The organism is Streptomyces luteolus, from assembly GCF_029968015.1.
Lineage (GTDB): Bacteria > Actinomycetota > Actinomycetes > Streptomycetales > Streptomycetaceae > Streptomyces > Streptomyces luteolus.
Genome location: NZ_JASCIS010000002.1, coordinates 276,181 through 295,859, shown reverse-complemented (window position 1 = coordinate 295,859; position 19,679 = coordinate 276,181). Strand labels below are relative to the sequence as shown.

The 19,679-nt window shown below is 72.3% G+C and carries 19 protein-coding genes and 1 riboswitch; of the genes, 10 read left to right on the top strand and 9 right to left on the bottom strand.

What is annotated here, in order from left to right:
• Positions 1–65: 65 nt before the first annotated feature.
• The 4 genes from QIT00_RS03085 to QIT00_RS03070 form a co-directional block, all read right to left on the bottom strand.
• The gene (locus QIT00_RS03085) at positions 66–467 is read right to left on the bottom strand and encodes a DUF3040 domain-containing protein (protein WP_282533464.1); all 402 of its coding nucleotides are present in this window, start codon (positions 465–467) and stop codon (positions 66–68) included.
• 399 nt (positions 468–866) lie between these two features.
• The gene (locus QIT00_RS03080; RefSeq protein WP_282533463.1) at positions 867–1,628 is read right to left on the bottom strand and encodes a methyltransferase; all 762 of its coding nucleotides are present in this window, start codon (positions 1,626–1,628) and stop codon (positions 867–869) included.
• A gap of 129 nt (positions 1,629–1,757) precedes the next feature.
• The gene (locus QIT00_RS03075; protein ID WP_282533462.1) at positions 1,758–2,066 is read right to left on the bottom strand and encodes a hypothetical protein; all 309 of its coding nucleotides are present in this window, start codon (positions 2,064–2,066) and stop codon (positions 1,758–1,760) included.
• A 37-nt stretch (positions 2,067–2,103) separates the two neighbouring features.
• Positions 2,104–2,634, bottom strand: a complete 531-nt coding sequence (locus QIT00_RS03070; RefSeq protein ID WP_282533461.1) for an SAV_6107 family HEPN domain-containing protein — start codon at positions 2,632–2,634, stop codon at positions 2,104–2,106.
• A gap of 260 nt (positions 2,635–2,894) precedes the next feature.
• Here QIT00_RS03070 and QIT00_RS03065 point away from each other — a divergent pair, with 260 nt between their 5' ends.
• From QIT00_RS03065 to QIT00_RS03045, 5 genes are all read left to right on the top strand, one after another.
• Entirely contained in the window at positions 2,895–3,779 is an 885-nt protein-coding gene (locus QIT00_RS03065) for an ATP-binding cassette domain-containing protein (RefSeq protein WP_282533460.1), read from the top strand.
• Entirely contained in the window at positions 3,751–5,835 is a 2,085-nt protein-coding gene (locus QIT00_RS03060; RefSeq protein WP_282533459.1) for a YhgE/Pip domain-containing protein, read from the top strand. The genes QIT00_RS03065 and QIT00_RS03060 overlap by 29 nt, the downstream gene beginning before the upstream one ends.
• 38 nt (positions 5,836–5,873) lie before the next feature.
• Positions 5,874–6,488: a TetR/AcrR family transcriptional regulator gene (locus QIT00_RS03055; RefSeq protein WP_282533458.1), complete on the top strand. Its 615-nt coding sequence runs from the start codon at positions 5,874–5,876 to the stop codon at positions 6,486–6,488.
• Positions 6,489–6,980: 492 nt separating this feature from the next.
• The gene (locus tag QIT00_RS03050) at positions 6,981–7,595 is read left to right on the top strand and encodes a DUF4126 domain-containing protein (RefSeq protein WP_282533457.1); all 615 of its coding nucleotides are present in this window, start codon (positions 6,981–6,983) and stop codon (positions 7,593–7,595) included.
• 54 nt (positions 7,596–7,649) lie between these two features.
• Positions 7,650–9,131 carry a phytoene desaturase family protein gene (locus tag QIT00_RS03045; RefSeq protein ID WP_282533456.1) on the top strand — a complete coding sequence of 494 codons (1,482 nt, stop codon included), beginning with the start codon at positions 7,650–7,652 and terminating at the stop codon, positions 9,129–9,131.
• An 87-nt stretch (positions 9,132–9,218) separates the two neighbouring features.
• Here QIT00_RS03045 and QIT00_RS03040 read toward each other — a convergent pair whose 3' ends face one another.
• The 5 genes from QIT00_RS03040 to QIT00_RS03020 form a co-directional block, all read right to left on the bottom strand.
• Complete coding sequence (locus QIT00_RS03040) at positions 9,219–10,163, bottom strand: SCO2102 family sporulation regulator (RefSeq protein WP_282533455.1); 945 nt, start codon at positions 10,161–10,163, stop codon at positions 9,219–9,221.
• A 66-nt stretch (positions 10,164–10,229) separates the two neighbouring features.
• A complete protein-coding gene (gene metF / locus QIT00_RS03035) occupies positions 10,230–11,153 on the bottom strand; it encodes a methylenetetrahydrofolate reductase [NAD(P)H] (protein WP_282533454.1) in 924 nt (307 codons plus the stop codon).
• A gap of 292 nt (positions 11,154–11,445) precedes the next feature.
• Positions 11,446–12,099: a thiamine phosphate synthase gene (gene thiE, locus QIT00_RS03030; RefSeq protein WP_282533453.1), complete on the bottom strand. Its 654-nt coding sequence runs from the start codon at positions 12,097–12,099 to the stop codon at positions 11,446–11,448.
• Between the two features lie 228 nt (positions 12,100–12,327).
• The gene (locus QIT00_RS03025) at positions 12,328–12,693 is read right to left on the bottom strand and encodes an Rv2175c family DNA-binding protein (RefSeq protein ID WP_282533452.1); all 366 of its coding nucleotides are present in this window, start codon (positions 12,691–12,693) and stop codon (positions 12,328–12,330) included.
• A gap of 125 nt (positions 12,694–12,818) precedes the next feature.
• Positions 12,819–14,066 (bottom strand): NAD(P)/FAD-dependent oxidoreductase, encoded by a 1,248-nt coding sequence (locus QIT00_RS03020; protein ID WP_408909709.1) that lies wholly within the window; start codon positions 14,064–14,066, stop codon positions 12,819–12,821.
• Positions 14,067–14,206: 140 nt separating this feature from the next.
• A riboswitch (TPP riboswitch) is annotated at positions 14,207–14,318 on the top strand.
• Between QIT00_RS03020 and thiO the strand changes: the two genes are divergently transcribed.
• The 5 genes from thiO (at position 14,316) to QIT00_RS02995 (ending at position 19,602) form a co-directional block, all read left to right on the top strand.
• Positions 14,316–15,488, top strand: coding sequence for a glycine oxidase ThiO (gene thiO, locus QIT00_RS03015; protein WP_282533451.1), 1,173 nt, complete (start codon positions 14,316–14,318; stop codon positions 15,486–15,488). It overlaps the preceding riboswitch by 3 nt.
• A gap of 119 nt (positions 15,489–15,607) precedes the next feature.
• The gene (gene thiS / locus QIT00_RS03010; RefSeq protein WP_282533503.1) at positions 15,608–15,802 is read left to right on the top strand and encodes a sulfur carrier protein ThiS; all 195 of its coding nucleotides are present in this window, start codon (positions 15,608–15,610) and stop codon (positions 15,800–15,802) included.
• A 3-nt stretch (positions 15,803–15,805) separates the two neighbouring features.
• On the top strand, positions 15,806–16,600 hold the full coding sequence (locus QIT00_RS03005; protein WP_282533450.1) for a thiazole synthase: 795 nt from the start codon (positions 15,806–15,808) through the stop codon (positions 16,598–16,600).
• Positions 16,601–16,720: 120 nt separating this feature from the next.
• Positions 16,721–18,685 carry a Stk1 family PASTA domain-containing Ser/Thr kinase gene (pknB, locus tag QIT00_RS03000; protein ID WP_282533449.1) on the top strand — a complete coding sequence of 655 codons (1,965 nt, stop codon included), beginning with the start codon at positions 16,721–16,723 and terminating at the stop codon, positions 18,683–18,685.
• A gap of 35 nt (positions 18,686–18,720) precedes the next feature.
• Positions 18,721–19,602 carry a deoxyribonuclease IV gene (locus QIT00_RS02995; RefSeq protein WP_282533448.1) on the top strand — a complete coding sequence of 294 codons (882 nt, stop codon included), beginning with the start codon at positions 18,721–18,723 and terminating at the stop codon, positions 19,600–19,602.
• The last annotated feature ends 77 nt before the right edge of the window (positions 19,603–19,679 follow it).

Genomic DNA, 19,679 nt, shown 5'->3' with positions numbered 1-19,679 from the left:
GGACACAACGAGCCGCCGAGTCGGTGCGGCTCAGCGGCCTTCTTCGCTCAGCTACCTTCTTCTGCTCAGCGGCCTTCTTCGTCTCGACGACGCTGCCATCGCTGCTCGATCCGGTCCATCATCGAGCGGCGCTGTTTGCCCTGACGGCGAGTGGTCTGACCAGGTGCCGCACCGGGAGCGGCCTGCTCCCCCGGCTTGGGTGCCTTGCGCCATCCGGTCACAGCGAGAACGGCGCAGCCGAGCATCACGAGGAAGCCCACGACGCTGATCCAGATCTGCTGCGCGACCATGCCGGTCATGAGGAGCGCGATACCCACCAGGAAGCCGGCAACTGCCTGGTAGACCCGTCGACGGGTGTGTGTACGCAGCCCGCTTCCCTCAAGCGCTGTCGCGAACTTGGGATCTTCGGCGTACAGCGCTCGCTCCATTTGCTCGAGCATTCGCTGCTCGTGCTCCGAGAGCGGCACGGAGTCCTCCTCATCGTGCAGTCGCCGGGGCGACCGGGGGTCCCCTTCAGGATAGGCAGGGAATCGCCCCCGTGAAACCCGCCCCTCTACGCCAATTCGCCTTCCGGGCCCGTCATGGAGGTCCGGCCATGGTGAAACGTGCATTCCCCAGCGGCCGATCCGTCATGCCGGACGGTGTCCCTCGATCATACGGGGCGAAGCGCCCGATCGGGGGTCCTGTGGCGTACTCCATGTGCGGCTGCGGTGCTGATCAGCGCCGCAGTTCGCGTTTCGGGGAGGCCGCACACGGACGGTGGGCACCACCGGGCGGTCCGGCGCCTCGCTCCGGCACCCGGATCCGGCACCGAAATCCGGCGGCGGGATCCGGCGGCGAAAACGCGGCGCCGAAATCCGGCGATGCTATGCGGCGCCCTTCTCGGCCAGTACGTGCAGCTGAGTGGCGACCGAGTGGAACGCGGGCTGTTCGGCGGCGGCGGCCTCGAGCTTAAGGAGGGCGTCGAGGGCCCCCGGCTCGGTGTCGACGAGGACGCCCGGGACGAGGTCCGCGAAGACCCGTACCCCGTGCACCGCGCCGATGCGCAGGCCGCAGTCCGTGACGAGGCCGGTGAGCTGCTCGGCGGTGAAGCGGCGCGGCACGGGGTCGCCCTCGCCCCAGCGGCCGTCCGGGTCGGTGAGCGCTTCGCGGGCCTCCGTGAAGTGGCCCGCGAGGGCCCTGGCGAGCACGGCGCCGCCGAGACCCGCCGCGAGCAGGCTGAGCGTCCCGGTCTCGCGCAGGGCGCCGACGACGTTGCGCACGCCTTCGGCCGCGTCGTCCACGTACTCCAGGACGCCGTGGCAGAGCACCACGTCGTAGTCGCCTCGGCCGACGACGTCGAACAGGCCGTGCGCGTCGCCCTGGACGCCGCGCACCTGGTCGGCGACCCCGGCCTCGGCGGCCCTGCGCTCCAGGGCGAACAGGGCGTTGGGGCTGGGGTCGACGACGGTGACGCGGTGTCCGAGGCGGGCCACGGGTACCGCGAAGTTGCCACTGCCGCCGCCGGTGTCCAGGACGTCGAGCGATTCCCGTCCCGTCGCCTTGGCCTGACGGTCCAGGGCGTCCTTCAGGACCTCCCAGACCACGGCGGTACGGAGAGAAGCGCGGGGGCGCATCGGGTCCGACACGGCAGTTGACTCCTCGGCGCGGCACCGCCTCTTCAGTGGCGGAGCGATGGTTACCTCGCCCGGCCTCGCGTGACGCAAGGCGCAGGTGGTCCCACCCTATTGCCTCCGGGCCGCTCTCCTGTCATCTGCCTACGGGGCTCTGCCGGCACGCAGGCTGATGCGGCTGCCGCACACCTCGATCCGGATCGCCGGGCCGTAAACCCGGATCGCCGGGCCGTTCACCCAGATCGCCGGGCCGTCCATCCGGATCGCCTGGCCGTTCATCTCGTCCGCCTCCCGCGGGCCGTTCATCTCGTCCGCCTCCCGTTCCTCGTACGACCGCGTCTCATGGGCCGCGTGGGTCTCGTCGGTCTCATCGGGCGCGCCCCGGACATCGGTCTCATCAGGTGCGCCCCGGACACCGGTCTCATCGGGTGCGCCTCCGGACACCGGTCTCATCGCGTGCACCCTCGGGCCCCGCGCCGCCGGGCGCCCCTCATCCGGCATCGGGGTGGTCCTGGCGGGGCTGTGGCAGGGCGGGCTGGAGAACCAGCATGCGTTCGACGAGGCGCAGGAACATCGCCACGTCGCGCAGCAGGTCGTCGGCGTCGCGGATGGTCGCGGCGCCCTGGATGCCGGCCTCGGCGCGGGCTCGGCGGCGGGCACCGGAGGCGAACAGGGCGCTCCACTCGGTGAGTTCGGGCGCTATCTCGGGGAGCACTTCCCAGGCGCTCCTGATGCGCTGTCGCTTGCGCGCGTTCGTCTCGGGGCGCCCGCGGGCCGCGAGAACGGCCGCCGCGGTGCGCAGGGCTGCCAGATGGGCGGCCGCGTAGCGCTCGTTGGGGGTTTCCAGGGTGACCGCTTCGTCGAGTCCTGTGCGGGCCTGGCCCAGCAGGTCGAGTGCGGCCGGTGGGGCCGTCGACCGGCGCAGCACGGGGTGGATGTCGCTCGCCGGACCGTTCAGTGAGGGGGCAGGGCCGGTGGTGGCGCGGCGCCGGCGTGCGGCTGCTGCGGAAGAACTGGCCATGACGAACCTCCTGTCGTCGTATGACGGCGCATAAGTAGCCGTATGACCCCATCGTGAGGTACGCCACTGACAATCGGCCCTGACCTGCGCTTTCGACTCGATCAGAGGTTCGCGTACGGGAGTTGGGCACCCGGCGGGGGCGCCGTGCCCTCCGCCGTCCCGCGAGCGATTCCGAGGGTCGGCGGTTTCGTTCCGGGGCGGGCCCGGCATACTGTTCTGCACTGACCAGTCAGTTCAAAAGAGCATGAGGGGGAAGGTCTGTGGAGAGCACGCACGGGGCACCCCGCGGCATATCCGTCACAGCCGAGGACTTCGGCCTGAAGGGCCCGCGCGGCTGGGCGTTCCGCGGGGTCCGTATCGACGCGGAGCCCGGCGCCCTGATCGCCGTCGAGGGGCCGTCCGGCTCCGGCCGCACCTGCCTGCTGCTCGCCCTCACGGGGCGGATGCGGCCCACGGCGGGGCAGGCGGCGGTCGGCCGGATGCGGCTGCCCAAGCAGCTGGCGGCCGTACGCAGGATCAGCGCGCTCGGCCCGGTGCCCGGGGTGACCGACCTCGACCCGGCGCTGACCGTGCGCGAGCAGATCCACGAACGCGCCCTGCTCCAGCGGCGGTTCGGTGATTCGCTGCGCTCGCTGGTGCGGCCGCCGTCCGAGCGTCGGGCAGCGATGAAGCGACATGTCGATGACGCCCTGGAAGCCGCCGGGCTCGACCTGGATGCGCTGCCCAAGGGCCCTCGTACCTCCGTACGCGATCTGGAGCGACTGGAGGCGCTGCGGCTCTCCGTGGCGCTCGCGCTGATCGGGAAGCCGCGGCTGCTCGGGGTGGACGACGTGGACCTGAAGCTGTCGGACGCCGAACGGGCCGAGGCCTGGGGCCTGTTGCGGTCGGTCGCCGAGTCCGGCACCACCGTCGTGGCCGTGTGCAGCGAGGCGCCCGAGGGTGCGCTCGTGGTGTCCACGGCGCCCGCGGGCGACGGCCGGGACGAAGCCGACGCGACAGAAGAAGCCGACGCAACAGAAGAAGCCGTCGCCACAGAAGAAGCCGTCGCCACAGAAGACGAGCACCGCGCGGAAGCGGACAAGGACGAGGACGAGGACGAGACGAAGGGGGCGGCGGATGCGCTCGCCGAAACTGGCCGCGCTTGAGCTGAGGCGGTTCGGCAGGGGCAAGCTGCCACGGGCGGCGCTCGTCGCACTGCTGCTGCTTCCGCTGCTGTACGGGGCGCTGTACCTGTGGTCGTTCTGGGACCCGTACGGGCGGCTCGACAAGATCCCCGTGGCCCTCGTCAACGACGACAAGGGAGCGACCGCGGACGGAAAGAAGATCGCCGCGGGCGACTCGATCGCCGAGGGGCTGCGGGACAGCAACACCTTCCAGTGGCACGAGGTGAGCGCCGACGAGGCGCGCGAGGGCGTCGAGGACGGTACGTACTACCTGTCCCTGACCATGCCGAAGGACTTCAGCGCACGGATCGCGTCCAGCTCGGGTGACGCGCCGGAGACGAGCGCGCTGCGGGTGCGGACGAACGACGCCAACAACTACATCGTCGGGCAGATCTCGCGGACGGTGTTCTCCGAGGTGCGCACCGCGGCCTCCACCGACGCCTCACGCACGTTCCTCGACAAGATCTTCATCTCGTTCTCGGACATCCACGGCAAGACCAAGGAGGCGGCCGAGGGCGCGGACAAGCTCAAGGAGGGCGCGGGGAAGGCCGAGAAGGGCGCGAAGGAGCTCGCGGACGGCCTCAAGGACGCCAAGAACGGCAGCACGGAACTCTCCGCCGGAATCAAGCGCTTGGACAAGGGCGCCGGTGAACTGGAGCACGGCGCGGGCCAGGTGGCCGACGGCACCCAGGCGCTCGCCGACAAGGTGAACGCGGGCGCGGCCAAGGTGCGGCCGTTCCTGAAGGACAACGGTCAGACCATCGGCGACACCGCGCGGCTCGTGTCCGACTCGACGGCGGTCGTGCGCCGGCACCTGGACGACCTCGCGGCGGCGGCCCCGGGCGCGGCCGAGGAGTCCCGCAAGGCGTCCGAGCGGCTCGACTCGGTGTACGCCTCGCTCTGCGGGAACGGCGGCCTGCCCAGCCCGCACTGCCCGGCGCTCAAGGACGCCAAGGAGGCGGCGGCCACCACGGCCCGTATCGCCGGTGACCTCGACCAGGTCGTCAAGGACTACGACGGCGACATCGCCAGGCTCGACGGCCATCTGAAGAAGCTGCAGGAGCAGGCGGACGACCTGGCCGAGCGGGCGCCGCATCTGGACGAGGACCTGGACGACGCGGTCGCCAAGATCAACAAGCTGAACACCGGCGCCAAGGAGGTCGCCAAGGGCGCGGGCAAGCTGCACACCGGGCTCGGCACGGCCAAGACCGGCGCCGTCGACCTGGACAGCGGCGTGGGCCGCCTCAAGACGGGTGCGAACGACCTCAACGGAGGCATGTTCAAGCTCGTCGACGGTTCGGGCGACCTCGCCGGCGGGCTGCACGACGGCGTCTCCAAGATCCCGGACTACGACAAGAACGACCGGGACGAGCGCACCGAGGTGATGGCCGACCCGGTCCAGCTGGCCTCGCAGTCGCTGCACAAGGCGCCCAACTACGGCACCGGTTTCGCCCCGTACTTCATCCCGCTGTCGCTGTGGGTCGGCGCGATGGTCGCGTACATGCTGATCCAGCCGATGAACCGGCGGGCGCTCGCGGCCGGAGCCTCGGCCTGGCGGATCGCGCTCGCAGGTTGGCTGCCGGTGGCGGCGCTCGGGGTGCTCCAGGTGGCCGCGCTGATGTCGGTACTGCACTGGGGGCTCGGCCTGGAGATGGCACGGGCGGCCGGCACGGTGGGCTTCCTGCTGCTCGTCACCGGGTGCTTCGCGGCGATCATCCAGTGGCTGAACGCACGGTTCGGGGCGGCGGGCCGCATCCTGGTCCTCGCGGTCCTGATGCTGCAGCTGACGTCGGCGGGCGGCACGTATCCGGTGCAGACCAGCCCGGGCTTCTTCAACGCCATCCACCCGTTCCTGCCGATGAGTTACGTCGTCGAGTCGCTGCGCAGGCTGATCAGCGGCGGTGGCCTGGGGCCGGTGTGGCAGGCCTGCGCCGTGCTGCTCGCGTTCACCCTGGGGGCGCTCGCTCTGACAGCGCTGTCCGCACGGCGCAAGCAGGTGTGGACCCTGGACCGGCTGCACCCGGAACTGAGCCTGTGAGCGCGGTGAGCGGGGTGCGACCTGTGAGAATCAGGAGCATGGAAAGCAGCAGCACGCGGCGCCAAGCCACCCGGGCCAAGCTCTACGAGGCAGCCGTCACGCTCATCGCCGAGAAGGGCTTCTCCGCGACCACGGTCGACGAGATCGCGGAGCGGGCCGGGGTGGCCAAGGGCACGGTCTACTACAACTTCGCCAGCAAGGCCGAGCTCTTCGAGGAGCTGCTGCGGCACGGCGTGGGCCTGCTCACCGCGTCGCTCCGGGAGGCCGCCGAGCGGGCCGCCGCGGAGGGCGGCAGCAAGGTGGACGCCCTGGACCGCATGATCCGCGCGGGCCTCGTCTTCATCGACACCTACCCGGCGTTCACCCAGCTCTACGTCGCCGAGCTGTGGCGCACCAACAGGGCCTGGCAGTCCACCCTGATGGTGGTCAGGCAGCAGGCCGTCGCGGTGGTCGAGGACGTGCTGCGCGAGGGCGTCGAGGCCGGTGAGCTGAGCTCGGAGATCGACATCCCGCTCACCGCCGCCGCGCTCGTCGGCATGGTCCTGGTCGCCGCCCTGGACTGGCAGGCCTTCCAGCCGGAGCGGACGATCGACGACGTCCACGCGGCGCTGTCCCGCCTCCTTCAGGGACGCGTGGGCGGCACGCGCGCGTAGGGCGGGTTTTTCGTCCGGTCGGCGCGGTGCCGGTCCTCGGAAGCGGAAACCGGCACACGCGCGGGGAGCCGGAAGCGGAAACCGGCACACACACGCGCGGAGGGCCGGAAGCGGAAATCTGCACACACACGCGCGGGGAGCCGGAAGCGGAAACCGGCAGCACACGCGCGCCCAACAGAAACCGGAAGTGGAAGCGGAGACCCGCACCGCGCGGACACACGAAAGCGCCGGTCCGTGAGGCTCGATCCCCCCGAGCCTCACGGAGCCGGCGCGCCCCCGTGTCGTCCCCCGTTCACGGCCGGGGTGCCGCGCCGTTCCGCCGCCCCGTGTCGGCGGTGCCGGCGCTGCGCCCCTTCCGTGCCCCCTACTCTTCCGTCTACGCAGGTCGGAGCCCATCCGCGCTCCTACTCATCTCGTCGTCTGAGTACGGATACTCAGGCCTGCGCACTCATCCCCAGCCCGTGGAGCGCGCCACTGGCTACGATCGCGTCCGTGTCCGTACTCCCCCTCGTCTTCACCAGCGGCTGGGCCAGCGGCATCAACGCGTACGCGGTGGTGCTCCTGCTCGGCGTGTTCGGTGCGACCGGTCTGACCGACGACGTGCCCGAGTCGCTGCAGCGCACCGACGTCCTGGTCGTCGCCGGCGTGCTCTTCCTCTGCGAAGCGGTGGCCGACAAGATCCCGTACGTCGACTCCGTCTGGGACGCGGTGCACACCGTGATCCGGCCGGTGTCCGGTGCCGTGGTCGGCGCGCTGCTCGCCGGGCAGAGCGGCTCGCTCAGCGATCTGGCGGCGGGGGCGGTCGGCGGCTCCACCGCGCTCGCGAGCCATGCCGTGAAGGCCGGGACGCGGATGGCGATCAACACCTCGCCCGAGCCCGCCAGCAACTTCGTGGTGAGCGTGGCCGAGGATCTGGGGGTCGGCGGCCTCGTCTCGTTCGCGATGTTCTATCCGGAGGCGGCCGCGATCATCGCGGCGGTGCTGCTGCTCATCGGCCTCGTGATACTGATCTTCCTCGCCCGCCGGATCCGTCGCTTCATGCGCCGCAGAGCCCAACGGCGCGAGGAGAAACGCCTCGCGGAACGCATGGGCGGCCCACCCCGCTGACCCCGCTCGACCGGGCCGGCCGCGTTGTCAGTGGCGGCCGATAAAGTCACTGGCATGGCACGGATTGCGGTGATCGGCGCCGGGATGGGCGCGATGGCGGCCGCTGCCCGGCTGGCCGTCGCGGGCCACCGGGTGGCGGTGTTCGAGCGGACTGATACGTACGGCGGGGAGGTCCGCCGCTTCGAGCGTGACGGCTTCGCGTTCGACACGGGCCCTGGCCTGCTCCCGCTCCCCGCGGTCTACCGCGACCTGTTCGTGAAGACCGGAAAGCAGCCCCTGGAGGAGTGCGTCGAGCTCGTCCAGGTGGACCCGGCCGTGCGGCACGTCTTCGCGGACGGCACGTCGGTCGCGCTGCCGAACGTCTCGCGTGCGGGCGTCGTCGAGGCGCTCGACGCCGCGTTCGGCGCCCCGGCAGGTGAGCGCTGGGGCGCGTTCCTCAACCGTGCGCGGGACACCTGGGACCGCTGCCGCCGCCCCCTCCTGGAAGAGCCGCTGTGGCCGAACTGGGAGGTGCTCGCCGAGCGCGATCCGTACCCCGCGGAGCGCAGGAGCGGGCTGCTGCGGCGCAGACCGCCCACCTTCGCCGAGGTGACCCGCCGCGAGCTGGTCGAGCCGCATCTGGTCGCCCTGGTCGAGAGCTCGCTCCTCGCCCATGGCCTGGATCCGCGGACGGCCCCGGCGAGCGCGGCCGTCCTGCCGTACCTGGAGCAGGCCTTCGGCACCTGGTATGTCCGCGGTGGGATCCGGGAGTTGGCGCGCGCGGTGCACGAGCGGTGCCGGGCGCGGAAGGTGGAGTTCAGCTTCGGCGCGGAAGTCGCCTCGGTCGTCGAGAAAGACGGGCGCGCGGCGGGCGTGGAGCTTGCCGACGGCACCCGCGTCGAGGCGGATCACGTCGTGGCGGGCATCGATCCGCTGCGGCTGCAGCGGCTGACCGCCCACCGGCTGCAGGCCGTGGGCGATGTGCGACCGAAGGAGGGCGCGGAGCGGAACGGCGCGCGGTTCACGGTGCTGCTCGCGCTGCGCGGCGCCCGTGAGGCCGGCGCGGCGCACCGCACGGTGGTGCATCCGGCCGACCGCAAGGCGGAGTTGGACGCCCTGGCCTCCGGCCCCGCTGCCGGGATCCGGCCGACGGTCACGGTGCTCCGCCCGGGAGACCCGGCGCTGGTGCCCGACGCCGGGCACGAGTCGGTGGTGCTCTCCGCCGTGGCCCCGTCTCGCGGTGTCCTCGCCGACCCGGCCGGGACTCGAGCGTACGCGGACCAGTTGGTGTCGGCCGCGGAGTCGGCGATACCGGGCCTGCGGGAGCGGATCATCTGGCGCGAGCTGCCGGACGGCCCGCCCGTGTCGGCCGGGCACCCGGCCCTCGCGGGCGCCGGAGGCCGGTTCTTGTACCCGTCCAATGCGACGCGGCTGCCGGGGCTCCATCTCGTCGGCGGCTCGGCCCACCCCGGAGGCGGCTTGCCGCACGCCGGAATGTCCGGGGCGCTGGTCGCCGGGCTGATCGTCGAAGGGCCGGAGTTCCGCGGCTCGCAGTGAGCCCGATGCGGAACTCCGGCCCTCCGGAGCCGAGTTGACGGGATCGCGCGCCACAGACGCCGGGCGGGCGCGGCGGGGCGCGGCGCCTCAGTAGCGGTACTGCTGCTCGTTGTAGCCCGTGTCGTAGCCGCCCTGGTTCTGGTACGGGTAGGGCTGCTCGGGCGGGAGGTCGGTGCCGCCCTGCAGTTCGTCGCCGTTGCGCTGCTGCGGCACCCAGACCCCGCCCGGCGGCGTCTCGGAGGGATAGCCCCCGGCGTACGGATCCTGGTACGCGGGGTCGTAGCCCCCCTGGCCCTGCTGACCGCCGTACGTGTCGTACTCGCCGTATCCCGCCTGGCTCCCGATGTACGGATCCGAGTAGGCCGCGTACTGCTGCTGGCCCTCGTAGGCGTAGCTCTGCTGGTCGTGCTGCTCGTAGCCGCCGTTGCCATACCCGTCGTAGCCGAAGCCGGCGGGGGCCGCGGCGGGCGGGGGCGGGAAGGCCGAGTCCTGGTAGACGCCGTACTGACCGGTCTCGTCCGGGAGGGGCTCCGGGGCGTACACCGGGGACTGCCGGGGCGGTTCCGGAGCCGCGAAGTCAGGTACCCGGTCGGCCGCGAAATCCGGTGTCCGGTCGGCCGGAAAGTCCTGGGCCGCGCCGGGGAAGTCCTGCCCCTGGGCCGGGAACGGCTGGGTCTCGTCGGGCGCGTACGCCGAGTCGTACTCCAGGTCCGAGACCTCCAGGGTCGGGTCCTGGGCCGCGAGGCCCTCGGTCTTGCGGCGGCGGCTCGCGCCGGGGCTGCCGCCGATCGCCCAGCCCGTGGAGAAGCCGCGGCGGAACGAGAGCGTCACATAGGTCTGGCCGACGGCGAACGTGGCGGCGCCGGCCCCGATGACCCAGATCGACGGCATCAGCACGCCCACGACCACACCGAGGAAGCCGACGAAGGCGAGCAGCCGCCAGCGCAGCCGCGCCTTGTACTGCAGCAGCACTTCGCCCAGCAACCACAGCGCGACGATTCCGAACGCGATGTAGAGGACCGTCCAGCCCATGTACGCCCCTCTCCTGCGGCCGGCCGCCCTGCCCCGGTTCGGGCAGGGGGCTGCGGCCTTGAAGTCTCAGGCCTGCTGTGGGTCGTGCAGGCCCAGGTTCTCGTAGATCTCCAGCGTCGCCGCGGAGTTGTTCATGGTGATGAAGTGCAGACCTGGCACTCCCTCGGACAGCAGCCGAGCGCTGAACTCCGTCGCGAACTCGATGCCAATGGAGCGTACAGCCGCCGGATCGTCCTGTGCCGCGAGGATGCGGTCTTTCACATCCTGCGGGAAGACCGCGTTGCTCAGTTCGGCGAACCGCGTCAGCTGCTTGACGTTCGTGACCGGCACGATCTCCGGAATGATGGGGGTTACGCAACCCGCGGCCGCGACCCGGTCGCGCAGCCGCAGATACGCCTCCGCGTCGAAGAACATCTGTGTGATGGCGTAGTCGGCGCCCGCGCGGCACTTGTCCACGAAGTTCCGGACGTCGCTGTCCCAGTCGTCGGAACGCGGGTGCATCTCCGGGAAGGCCGCGACGCCCACGCAGAAGTTGCCCGAGTTCTTGATCAGCTGGACCAGCTCGGCCGCGTACGTGAGGCCCTGCGGATGCGGGACCCAGTCGCCCATCGGGTCGCCGGGCGGGTCGCCGCGGACCGCGAGGATGTTCCTGATCCCGGCGTCGGCGTACTGCCCGATGATGTTGCGCAGCTCGGCGATGGAGTGGTTGACCGCGGTGAGGTGCGCGACCGGTGTGAGGGTCGTGTCGGCGACGATCTGCTGCGCGCCCTTCACCGTGCCCGCGCGGGTGGAACCGCCCGCTCCGTACGTCACGGAGATGAAGTCCGGGGCCACCGCCTCGACTCGGCGCAGCGAGTTCCACAGGGTCCGCTCGCCCTTGGGGGTTTTCGGCGCGAAGAACTCGAAGGAGTACGTGGTCTTGCCGGTCGCGAGCATGTCGCGCACGGTGCGTGCGCGGTCCATTCGGGTGGAAGCAGTGCCTAGGGCCATACCCCGCAGGTTACTCAGGGGTTCTCGGCACCCCAACCAGACCGGGAGCTTTTGTCCGCAATGACCGTTTGCCGTCCACCTATCGGACAGTCGTGCATCTGATCCGGCCACTGCGCATCACGGACAGCCACACCGGGTGTGCTCCCGTCTCAGCAACCGGACCGTGGGCGTCCGCCCTATCGGCGCGCATCCCGTCTCGGCGCGCATCCCGTCTCGGCGCGCATCTCGTCTCGGCGCGCATATCGGCACACGTCCCGGCGCGCGTCCGGCGCACGGAAGACGCGCGGTCGACTCAGCTCGCGGCCTCGCGCAGTCGTCTCGCGAAGTGGGCGGCCGCGGCGGCCGGGTCGTCCGCCTCGGTGATCGCGCGTACGACGACCACGCGGCGGGCGCCCGCTTCAAGGACCTCGTCCAGGTTCCCGGCGTCGATCCCGCCGATGGCGAACCAGGGGCGGTCGGTGCCGAGTCTCGCCGTGTACCGCACGAGGTCCAGGCCGGGTGCGTACCGGCCGGGCTTCGTGGGGGTGGGCCAGCAGGGGCCGGTGCAGAAGTAGTCCACGCCGGGCTGGACGGCGGCCGCGGCGGCCTCGGACTCGGCGTGTGTGGACCGGCCGATGAGCGGCCGCTCGCCGATGACGGCGCGCGCGGCCGGCACCGGCAGGTCGCCCTGGCCGAGGTGCAGGACGTCCGCCCCGATGGCGTGGGCGACGTCCGCCCGGTCGTTCACCGCGAGCAGCTTGCCGTGCCGCTTGCAGGCGTCGGCGAAGACCTGGAGGTGCTCCAGCTCCTCGCCGGCCTCCATGCCCTTGTCGCGCAGCTGGACGATGTCGACGCCGCCGGTGAGCGCCGCGTCCAGGAACTCGGGCAGGTCGCCCTGGGCCTTGCGGGCGTCGGTGCAGAGATACAGCCGGGCGTCGGCGAGGGCCTCGCGGGGTGCGCGGGACATGGAAGGACTCCCCCCGTTTCGGTGGCGTACGGGCCAGGCAGGTGCCGTGGTCCGTACGCCGTCGGTTGTCGGACCGGGCGCTGCGGCGCGCCGGCCCTCGGCCCGGGTCGCCGTCGACTGACGGGCCCGGAGCCGGCGGCCAGGCGCCTCACGCCCGGGTTGCTCGGTTCAGGTGCTGCGCCGATTTCTCGGATCAGCCCAGATTTCGGATCGGCCCAGATGCTCGGATCAGACGGCGAGCGCCTGGGCGCGGCGCTTCACTTCCGTGCCGCGATTCTCGCTCAGGGCCTGCGCCGGGGTGCCCGGCAGGGTCGGGTCGGGGGTGAAGAGCCACTCCAGCATCTCTTCGTCGTTGAAGCCGTCGTCCCGCAGGAGCGTCAGGGTGCCGCTGAGGCCCTTGACGACCTTGTCGCCGTCGATGAAGGCCGCGGGCACGTGCAGCGCCCTGTTCTCGCCGCGACGCACGGCGATCAGCTGGCCTTCCTTGACGAGCTGCCGGACGCGCGTCACCTCGACGCCGAGGAGCTCGGCGATCTCGGGGAGGTTGAGCCAGGCAGGGACGAGAGCATCGATTTTTGCGTCAATCTCGGTCACAGGGACAAGCGTGCCATCCCGCACTGACAGTCGGTACCCGGCGCCTCCGACACGGCCTCCACAAGCCGCCCGACCAGGCGCGCCCCACCTGCCGTACGTCCCCCGGTTTCCCTCGGCCCGGCCCGTCAGACCTTCGCCGACTTCAGCGGAACGGCCGGGTCCGCCACCATCTCGGGGTCGAGCGCCACCCCGGACTCGATCAGCTTGCGCCCCTGCGCCAGGTCCCGGGGCCGCCCGACGGCGAGCAGCCCGACCAGCGCACCCTCCCGCAGCCAGCACACCGACCAGGCGGGACCGTGCGGATCGCCGCGCCACACGGTGGCGTCGGCCCCGCCGTGGTCGCCCGCGTACTGGACGAAGCGGCCGAACTGCTCGGACCAGAAGTACGGCACCGGGTCGTACGGGGCGGGCTCCGCGCCGACGATGTGCGCGGCAACCGTGCGCGGGCCCTGCAGGGCGTTGTCCCAGTGGTGCACGAGCAGCCGCCTGCCGTAGCGGGCCGAGGGGAAGGAGGCGCAGTCGCCGACCGCGTACACGTCGGGGGCCGAGGTGCGCAGCGAGGCGTCCGCGACCACCGCGCCGTCGGGCCCGGTCTCGACGCCGGAGCCGGCCAGCCAGCGGGTGGCGGGGCGGGCGCCGATGCCGACGACGACGGCGTCCGCTGGCAGCCGGGTGCCGTCGTCGAGGACGACCGCGCCGGGTTCGACGGTCCGCACGCGCGCGTGGGTCCGGAGTTCGGCGCCCGCGTCGGCGTACCACTGGGCCATGGGGGCGGCGACCTCGACGGGCAGCGCCCCGGCCAGCGGGCCCTCGGCGGCCTCGACGACGGTGACCGCGCAGCCCGCGTCACGCGCGGCGGTGGCGAACTCGGCGCCGATCCAGCCCGCGCCGACGACCACGACGTCATGCTGCTCGGCGAGCACCGGGCGCAGCCGTTCCGCGTCGTCGAGGGTGCGCAGCAGATGCACGCCGGGGACCCCTTCGGCACCGGGCAGCTGGACGGGCTCCGCGCCGGTGGCGACGACCAGGGTGTCGTAGCCGATCGGGCCCCGCGCGGCGTCCAGTGCGTGGTCGGCGGGGCGCAGGCCGGTGATCTCCTCGCCGAGCCTGAGCTCCACGCCGAGCGCCTCGAAGTCGACGTCGAACGCGGAGCCCTCGGCCTTGCCGAGCAGGACGGCCTTGGAGAGCGGCGGGCGGTCGTACGGCTGGTGGGGTTCGGCGCCGATCAGTGTGATCGAACCGGTGAAGCCCTGTTCGCGCAGGGCCACGGCGGTCTGGACGCCGGCCATGCCCGCGCCGACGATCACGACGCGGTGCTGCCCCTCGGGGTGCTCGCCCTGCTGCGGGTCGCTCTGCCTCTGCTGCTCGCTCACCCGGTCACCCTAATCAACTGACGCTCCGTCAGGTACCGCTCCGGCCAAGCCCGCGGCGTGACGTGCTGCACACCTGGGCCCGCCCCTGACCCGTCGGCTCCCTTCAGCCAGGTGCGGCCCGCGAGCTAGGGTGGCGGGAGTAGACCACTCGCGGGAGCCCGGACGCACCGGGCTGAGAGGGAGGCTCAGCGCCTCCGACCGTACGAACCTGATCCGGGTCATGCCGGCGAAGGGAGGGGCTGGAAGCCCATGCAACCACGCACAGCCACGTCCGATGTGCTCATACTCGGCGGCGGCGTCATCGGCCTGGTCACGGCCTGGCGGGCGGCGCAGCGGGGCCTGCGCACCGCGGTCGTCGACCCCGACCCCGGCGGCGGCGCGGCCCAGGTGGCCGCGGGCATGCTCGCCGCCGTCACAGAACTCCACTACGGCGAGCAGACGCTGCTCGCCCTCAACCTGGCCTCCGCCCACCGCTACCCCGACTTCGCCGCCGAGCTCCAGGAGGCGAGCGGCCGCGAACTCGGCTACCGCGCGTGCGGCACCCTCGCCGTCGCGCTCGACGCGGACGACCGGGCCCACCTGCGCGAACTGCACGCCCTGCAGCGGGCGTCGGGGCTCGACTCCGAGTGGCTCTCGGGGCGCGAGTGCAGGCGCCTCGAGCCGATGCTCGCGCCGGGCGTGCGCGGGGGCCTGCGGGTCGACGGCGACCATCAGATCGACCCGCGCCGCCTGGTCGCAGCCCTGGTCACGGCGTGCGAGCGGGCCGGCGTGACGTTCCACCGGCAGTGGGCGCGGCGGCTGACCGTGGCGGGTGGGCGGGCGCGCGGCGCCGTGCTCGCCGACGGCACCGAGCTCGCCGCGGACCAGGTGGTGCTCGCCGCGGGCAGCCTCAGCGGCCGCCTCGACGGCGTCCCGCCGGACGTCGTGCCGCCGGTCCGCCCCGTCAAGGGCCAGGTGCTCCGCCTGACCGTGCCGAAGGCGTACGCCCCGTTCCTGAGCCGGACGGTGCGCGCGGTGGTCCGCGGCGGCGCCGTGTACCTGGTGCCGCGGGTCGACGGCGAGCTGGTCGTCGGCGCCACCACCGAGGACCTGGGCTGGGACACGACGGTCACCGCGGGCGGCGTGTACGAGCTGCTGCGGGACGCCCACGAACTGGTGCCGGGGATCACCGAGCTGCCGCTCACCGAGACCCGCGCGGGCCTGCGCCCCGGCTCCCCCGACAACGCCCCGCTGCTCGGCCCGACCGAGCTGCCCGGCCTGCACCTGGCCACCGGCCACTACCGCAACGGCGTGCTGCTCACCCCGGTCACCGGCGACGCGATGGCGCACGTCCTGACGACCGGCGAACTGCCCGAGGCGGTACGCCCGTTCACGCCGCAGCGCTTCGGCGCGCGCGAGGAGCTGGAGGAGCTGACCGTATGAGCACCCGCCGCACGACCGCTGACCGTATGAGCACCCACCGCACGACCGCTGACCGTACGAGCACCGACCGCACGGGCACCGACCGCACGACCGCTGACCGTACGAGCACCGCGACCCGAGTGTCCGTGAACGGCGAGGAGCGTTCCTTCACCTCCGGCACCACGCTCGACGCCCTGGTGGCGAGTGTCAGCTCCGCCCCGTCGGGGGTGGCCGCCGCCGTCAACGAAACCGTCGTCCCGCGCGGTGACTGGCCGCGCACCGCACTGGCCGAAGGGGATCGGGTCGAGATCCTCACCGCCGTCCAAGGAGGCTGAACCATGGCAGACGATCCCCTGGTCATCGGCGGTACGAGCTACTCGTCACGGCTCATCATGGGCACCGGCGGCGCACCCAGCCTGGACGTGCTCGAACGGTCCCTGGTGGCGTCGGGCACGGAGCTGACCACCGTGGCGATGCGCCGCGTCGACCCGAACGTGAAGGGCTCGGTCCTCTCCGTCCTGGACCGTCTCGGCATCCAGGTGCTGCCCAACACGGCGGGCTGCTTCACCGCCGGCGAGGCCGTCCTGACCGCGCGCCTGGCCCGCGAGGCGCTCGGCACCGACCTGGTCAAGCTGGAGGTCATCGCCGACGAGCGCACCCTCCTGCCCGACCCGATCGAGACCCTGGAGGCGGCCGAGACCCTGGTCGATGACGGCTTCACGGTGCTGCCGTACACGAACGACGACCCGGTGCTCGCCCGCAAGCTGCAGGACGTGGGCTGCGCGGCGATCATGCCGCTCGGCTCCCCCATCGGCTCGGGGCTCGGCATCCGCAACCCGCACAACTTCCAGCTGATCGCGGAGCACGCACGCGTGCCGGTGATTCTGGACGCGGGCGCGGGCACGGCGTCCGACGCGGCGCTCGCCATGGAGCTGGGCTGCGCCGCGGTGATGCTGGCCTCGGCGGTCACGCGCGCCCAGGAGCCGGTGCTGATGGCGGAGGGGATGCGGCACGCGGTGGAGGCGGGCCGGCTCGCGCACCGCGCGGGGCGCATTCCGCGCCGCCACTTCGCGGAGGCGTCCTCGCCGACCGAGGGAATGGCCCGACTCGACCCGGAACGTCCGGCCTTCTGACCCTTCGTCCACGTGCGGTCCCGGCGCCACGGAAATCCGCGGGTCACAGCTGTGCTGCAGTCGTCCCCGGTTTTCCACAGGCGTTCGGGGCTGTCCGTGCCCACTCGTAGACTCTCCCGCGTGGACACGACCCTTCAGGACCCTCTCGTCGGGCAGGTGCTCGACGACCGCTACCGCATCGACTCGCGCGTGGCGGTCGGCGGGATGGCCACGGTCTACCGGGCCGTGGACACCCGCCTCGACCGCGTGCTCGCGCTCAAGGTGATGCATCCGACGCTGGCCGCCGACGCGTCGTTCGTGGAGCGCTTCATCCGCGAGGCGAAGTCGGTCGCGCGCCTCTCCCACCCCAATGTGGTGGGGGTCTACGACCAGGGCACGGACGGGGCGTACGTCTACCTGGCGATGGAGTACGTGGCGGGCTGCACCCTGCGTGACGTGCTGCGCGAGCGCGGCGCCCTGCAGCCGCGGGCCGCGCTCGACATCCTGGAGCCGGTCCTCGCCGCGCTCGGCGCCGCACACCGCGCGGGCTTCGTGCACCGCGACATGAAGCCGGAGAACGTCCTGATAGGGGACGACGGCCGCGTCAAGGTCGCCGACTTCGGCCTCGTACGCGCGGTGGACACGGTGACCAACACCACGGGCGCCGTCCTCGGCACCGTCTCGTATCTCGCACCGGAGCAGATAGAGAACGGCACGGCGGACCCCCGGGTGGACGTCTACGCCTGCGGCGTCGTGCTCTACGAAATGCTCACCGGCGCCAAGCCGCACACCGGCGACTCCCCCGCCCAGGTCCTCTACCGCCACCTGAACGAGGACGTACCCCCGCCCTCGGCCACCGTCCCCGGACTCCCCGTGGACCTGGACGAGCTGACCGCCGCGGCCACGGCCCGCAACCCCGACGTACGCCCGCACGACGCGGTGGCGCTGCTCTCGCAGACCCGCCAGGCGCGCGCGGCGCTGACCGACGAGCAGCTGGACGCGCTGCCGCCGGGCGCCCTCGCGGAGGCGCACGACAACGCGGACGACCGCACCAGCGTGATCCCGCGCGCCCTCGGCACGGTCCCGCGCCCGCTCCCCGCCGAGCAGCAGCAGCTGCCCGAGCGGGCGGACGGCGGCGACGAGGACCGCATGAACCGCACCAGCCGCCTGGAAATGCCGCCGCCGGCCGAGCCCACGCGCGCTTCCGTCGGCGGCCCCGGCAACCGGCGCCGGCCCAGCCGTGCGGTGCTCGCGCTGCTCGTGGCCCTGCTCACCCTCGGGGTCGGCGTGGGCGTCTGGTACATCAACTCCGGGCAGTTCACGCGCGTGCCCGCCCTGCTCACCAAGACCGAGTCGGAGGCCCGCAAGACGCTCTCGGAGGCCGGTCTCGACGTCCGCGAGGTCGAGCGGAAGTACAGCACGAACGACAAGCGCGGCACGGTCATGGCCACCGACCCGAAGGCGGGCAGCCAGATCCGGGACAACGGGCGGGTGACGCTGACGATCTCGCTCGGCCCGCGCATCGTCACCGTGCCGGACATCAAGAGCACCCAGCTGGAGAAGGCCAAGAACGACCTGCGGGACCGCGGGCTCGAACCGGGCATGGTCACCCGGCAGTTCAGCGACGAGGTCGAGCGGGGCGCCGTGATCAGCACAGACCCGGCGGCCGGCCGCAAGGTCAAGCCCGGCACGGCGGTGGCGATCACTGTCAGCAAGGGCAGCCCGGTCGACATCCCGGACGTCGTCGGGGACTCCCTGGACGACGCCCGCGCCGAGCTCCAGGAGGCGGGCCTGAAGGTGGAGGTCGCGCCGGAGCGGGTCTTCTCCGAGGAGGACAAGGGCACGATCGCGAGGCAGCGCCCCGGCGAGGGCGCCCAGCTCGCGCACGGTGACACGGTGACGCTGACGGTCTCCAAGGGCCCGGACATGGTCGAGGTCCCGGACGTGAGCGGCCTGAGCAAGGACGAGGCCAAGGAGAAGCTGGAGGCAGCGGGCTTCAAGGTCGACGTCCAGCGCTGGTTCGTCGGCGACACGGTCTGGGACCAGTCGCCGGGCGCGGGCGAACAGGCCCCGCGCGGCAGTGAGGTCACCATCCGGACGCGCTGACGGGACGGGCTCCTGCCCGTGCCACCCTTGTCGGCGTGAGCAGCACCGTTGTCAGCAAGAGAACCCGCAATCCCGTCGGCGGCCATGTCCCCGTGGCCGGCGGCCTGGCCAAGGTCGGCCTGTCGTACGCCCGTGAGATGGGCGCCGAGACCGTCCAGGTCTTCGTCGCCAACCCGCGCGGCTGGGCCACCCCCGTCGGCAACGCGCAGCAGGACGAGGAGTTCCGCGCGGTCTGCGCCGAGGAGGGCATCCCGGCGTACGTACACGCCCCGTACCTGATCAACTTCGGTTCGCACACCGAGGCCACCGCGGAGAAGTCGGTCGAGTCGATGCGGCACTCGCTGCGCCGCGGCCGGGAGATCGGCGCGCTCGGCGTCGTCGTCCACACCGGCTCCGCGACCGGCGGCCGGGACCGCTCGGTCGCGCTCAAGCAGGTACGCGAGACCTTGCTGCCGCTGCTCGACGAGCTGACGCATGACGACGACCCGTTCCTGCTCCTGGAGTCCACCGCCGGTCAGGGTGCCTCGCTGTGCGCCCGTACCTGGGACTTCGGCCCGTACTTCGAGGCCCTGGACGCCCACCCGAAGCTGGGCGTCTGCCTGGACACCTGCCACATCTTCGCGGCGGGCCACGACCTGGCCGGGCCGAGCGGCATGCACCAGACGCTCGACCTGCTCGTGGACACCGTCGGCGAGGGCCGCCTGAAGCTGATCCACGCCAACGACTCCAAGGACGAGGTCGGAGCACACAAGGACCGGCACGCCAACATCGGCGCCGGACACATCGGCGAGGACCCGTTCCGCGCGCTGTTCAGCCACCCGGCGACCGCCGGCGTACCGCTGGTCATCGAGACGCCGGGCGGCAAGGAAGGGCACGCGGCGGACGTGGCGCGGCTGAAGGAGCTGAGGGACCGGTAGGCCCGCACGGCTCGCCGCCTCGGTCGAGCAACACCTTGAGGAATACCCCAGGGGGGTATACGGTTCCTGTCAGTGGC

What these genes read in the sequence shown, in the direction of transcription:
- QIT00_RS03075 (WP_282533462.1), bottom strand. Translation starts at nt 2,066, where the DNA reads ATGAGACCGGTGTCCGGAGGCGCACCCGATGAGACCGGTGTCCGGGGC.
- QIT00_RS03070 (WP_282533461.1), bottom strand. Translation starts at nt 2,634, where the DNA reads ATGGCCAGTTCTTCCGCAGCAGCCGCACGCCGGCGCCGCGCCACCACC.
- QIT00_RS03060 (WP_282533459.1), top strand. Translation starts at nt 3,751, where the DNA reads ATGCGCTCGCCGAAACTGGCCGCGCTTGAGCTGAGGCGGTTCGGCAGG.
- QIT00_RS03055 (WP_282533458.1), top strand. Translation starts at nt 5,874, where the DNA reads ATGGAAAGCAGCAGCACGCGGCGCCAAGCCACCCGGGCCAAGCTCTAC.
- QIT00_RS03045 (WP_282533456.1), top strand. Translation starts at nt 7,650, where the DNA reads ATGGCACGGATTGCGGTGATCGGCGCCGGGATGGGCGCGATGGCGGCC.
- QIT00_RS03040 (WP_282533455.1), bottom strand. Translation starts at nt 10,163, where the DNA reads ATGGGCTGGACGGTCCTCTACATCGCGTTCGGAATCGTCGCGCTGTGG.
- metF (WP_282533454.1), bottom strand. Translation starts at nt 11,153, where the DNA reads ATGGCCCTAGGCACTGCTTCCACCCGAATGGACCGCGCACGCACCGTG.
- thiE (WP_282533453.1), bottom strand. Translation starts at nt 12,099, where the DNA reads ATGTCCCGCGCACCCCGCGAGGCCCTCGCCGACGCCCGGCTGTATCTC.
- thiO (WP_282533451.1), top strand. Translation starts at nt 14,316, where the DNA reads ATGCAACCACGCACAGCCACGTCCGATGTGCTCATACTCGGCGGCGGC.
- QIT00_RS03005 (WP_282533450.1), top strand. Translation starts at nt 15,806, where the DNA reads ATGGCAGACGATCCCCTGGTCATCGGCGGTACGAGCTACTCGTCACGG.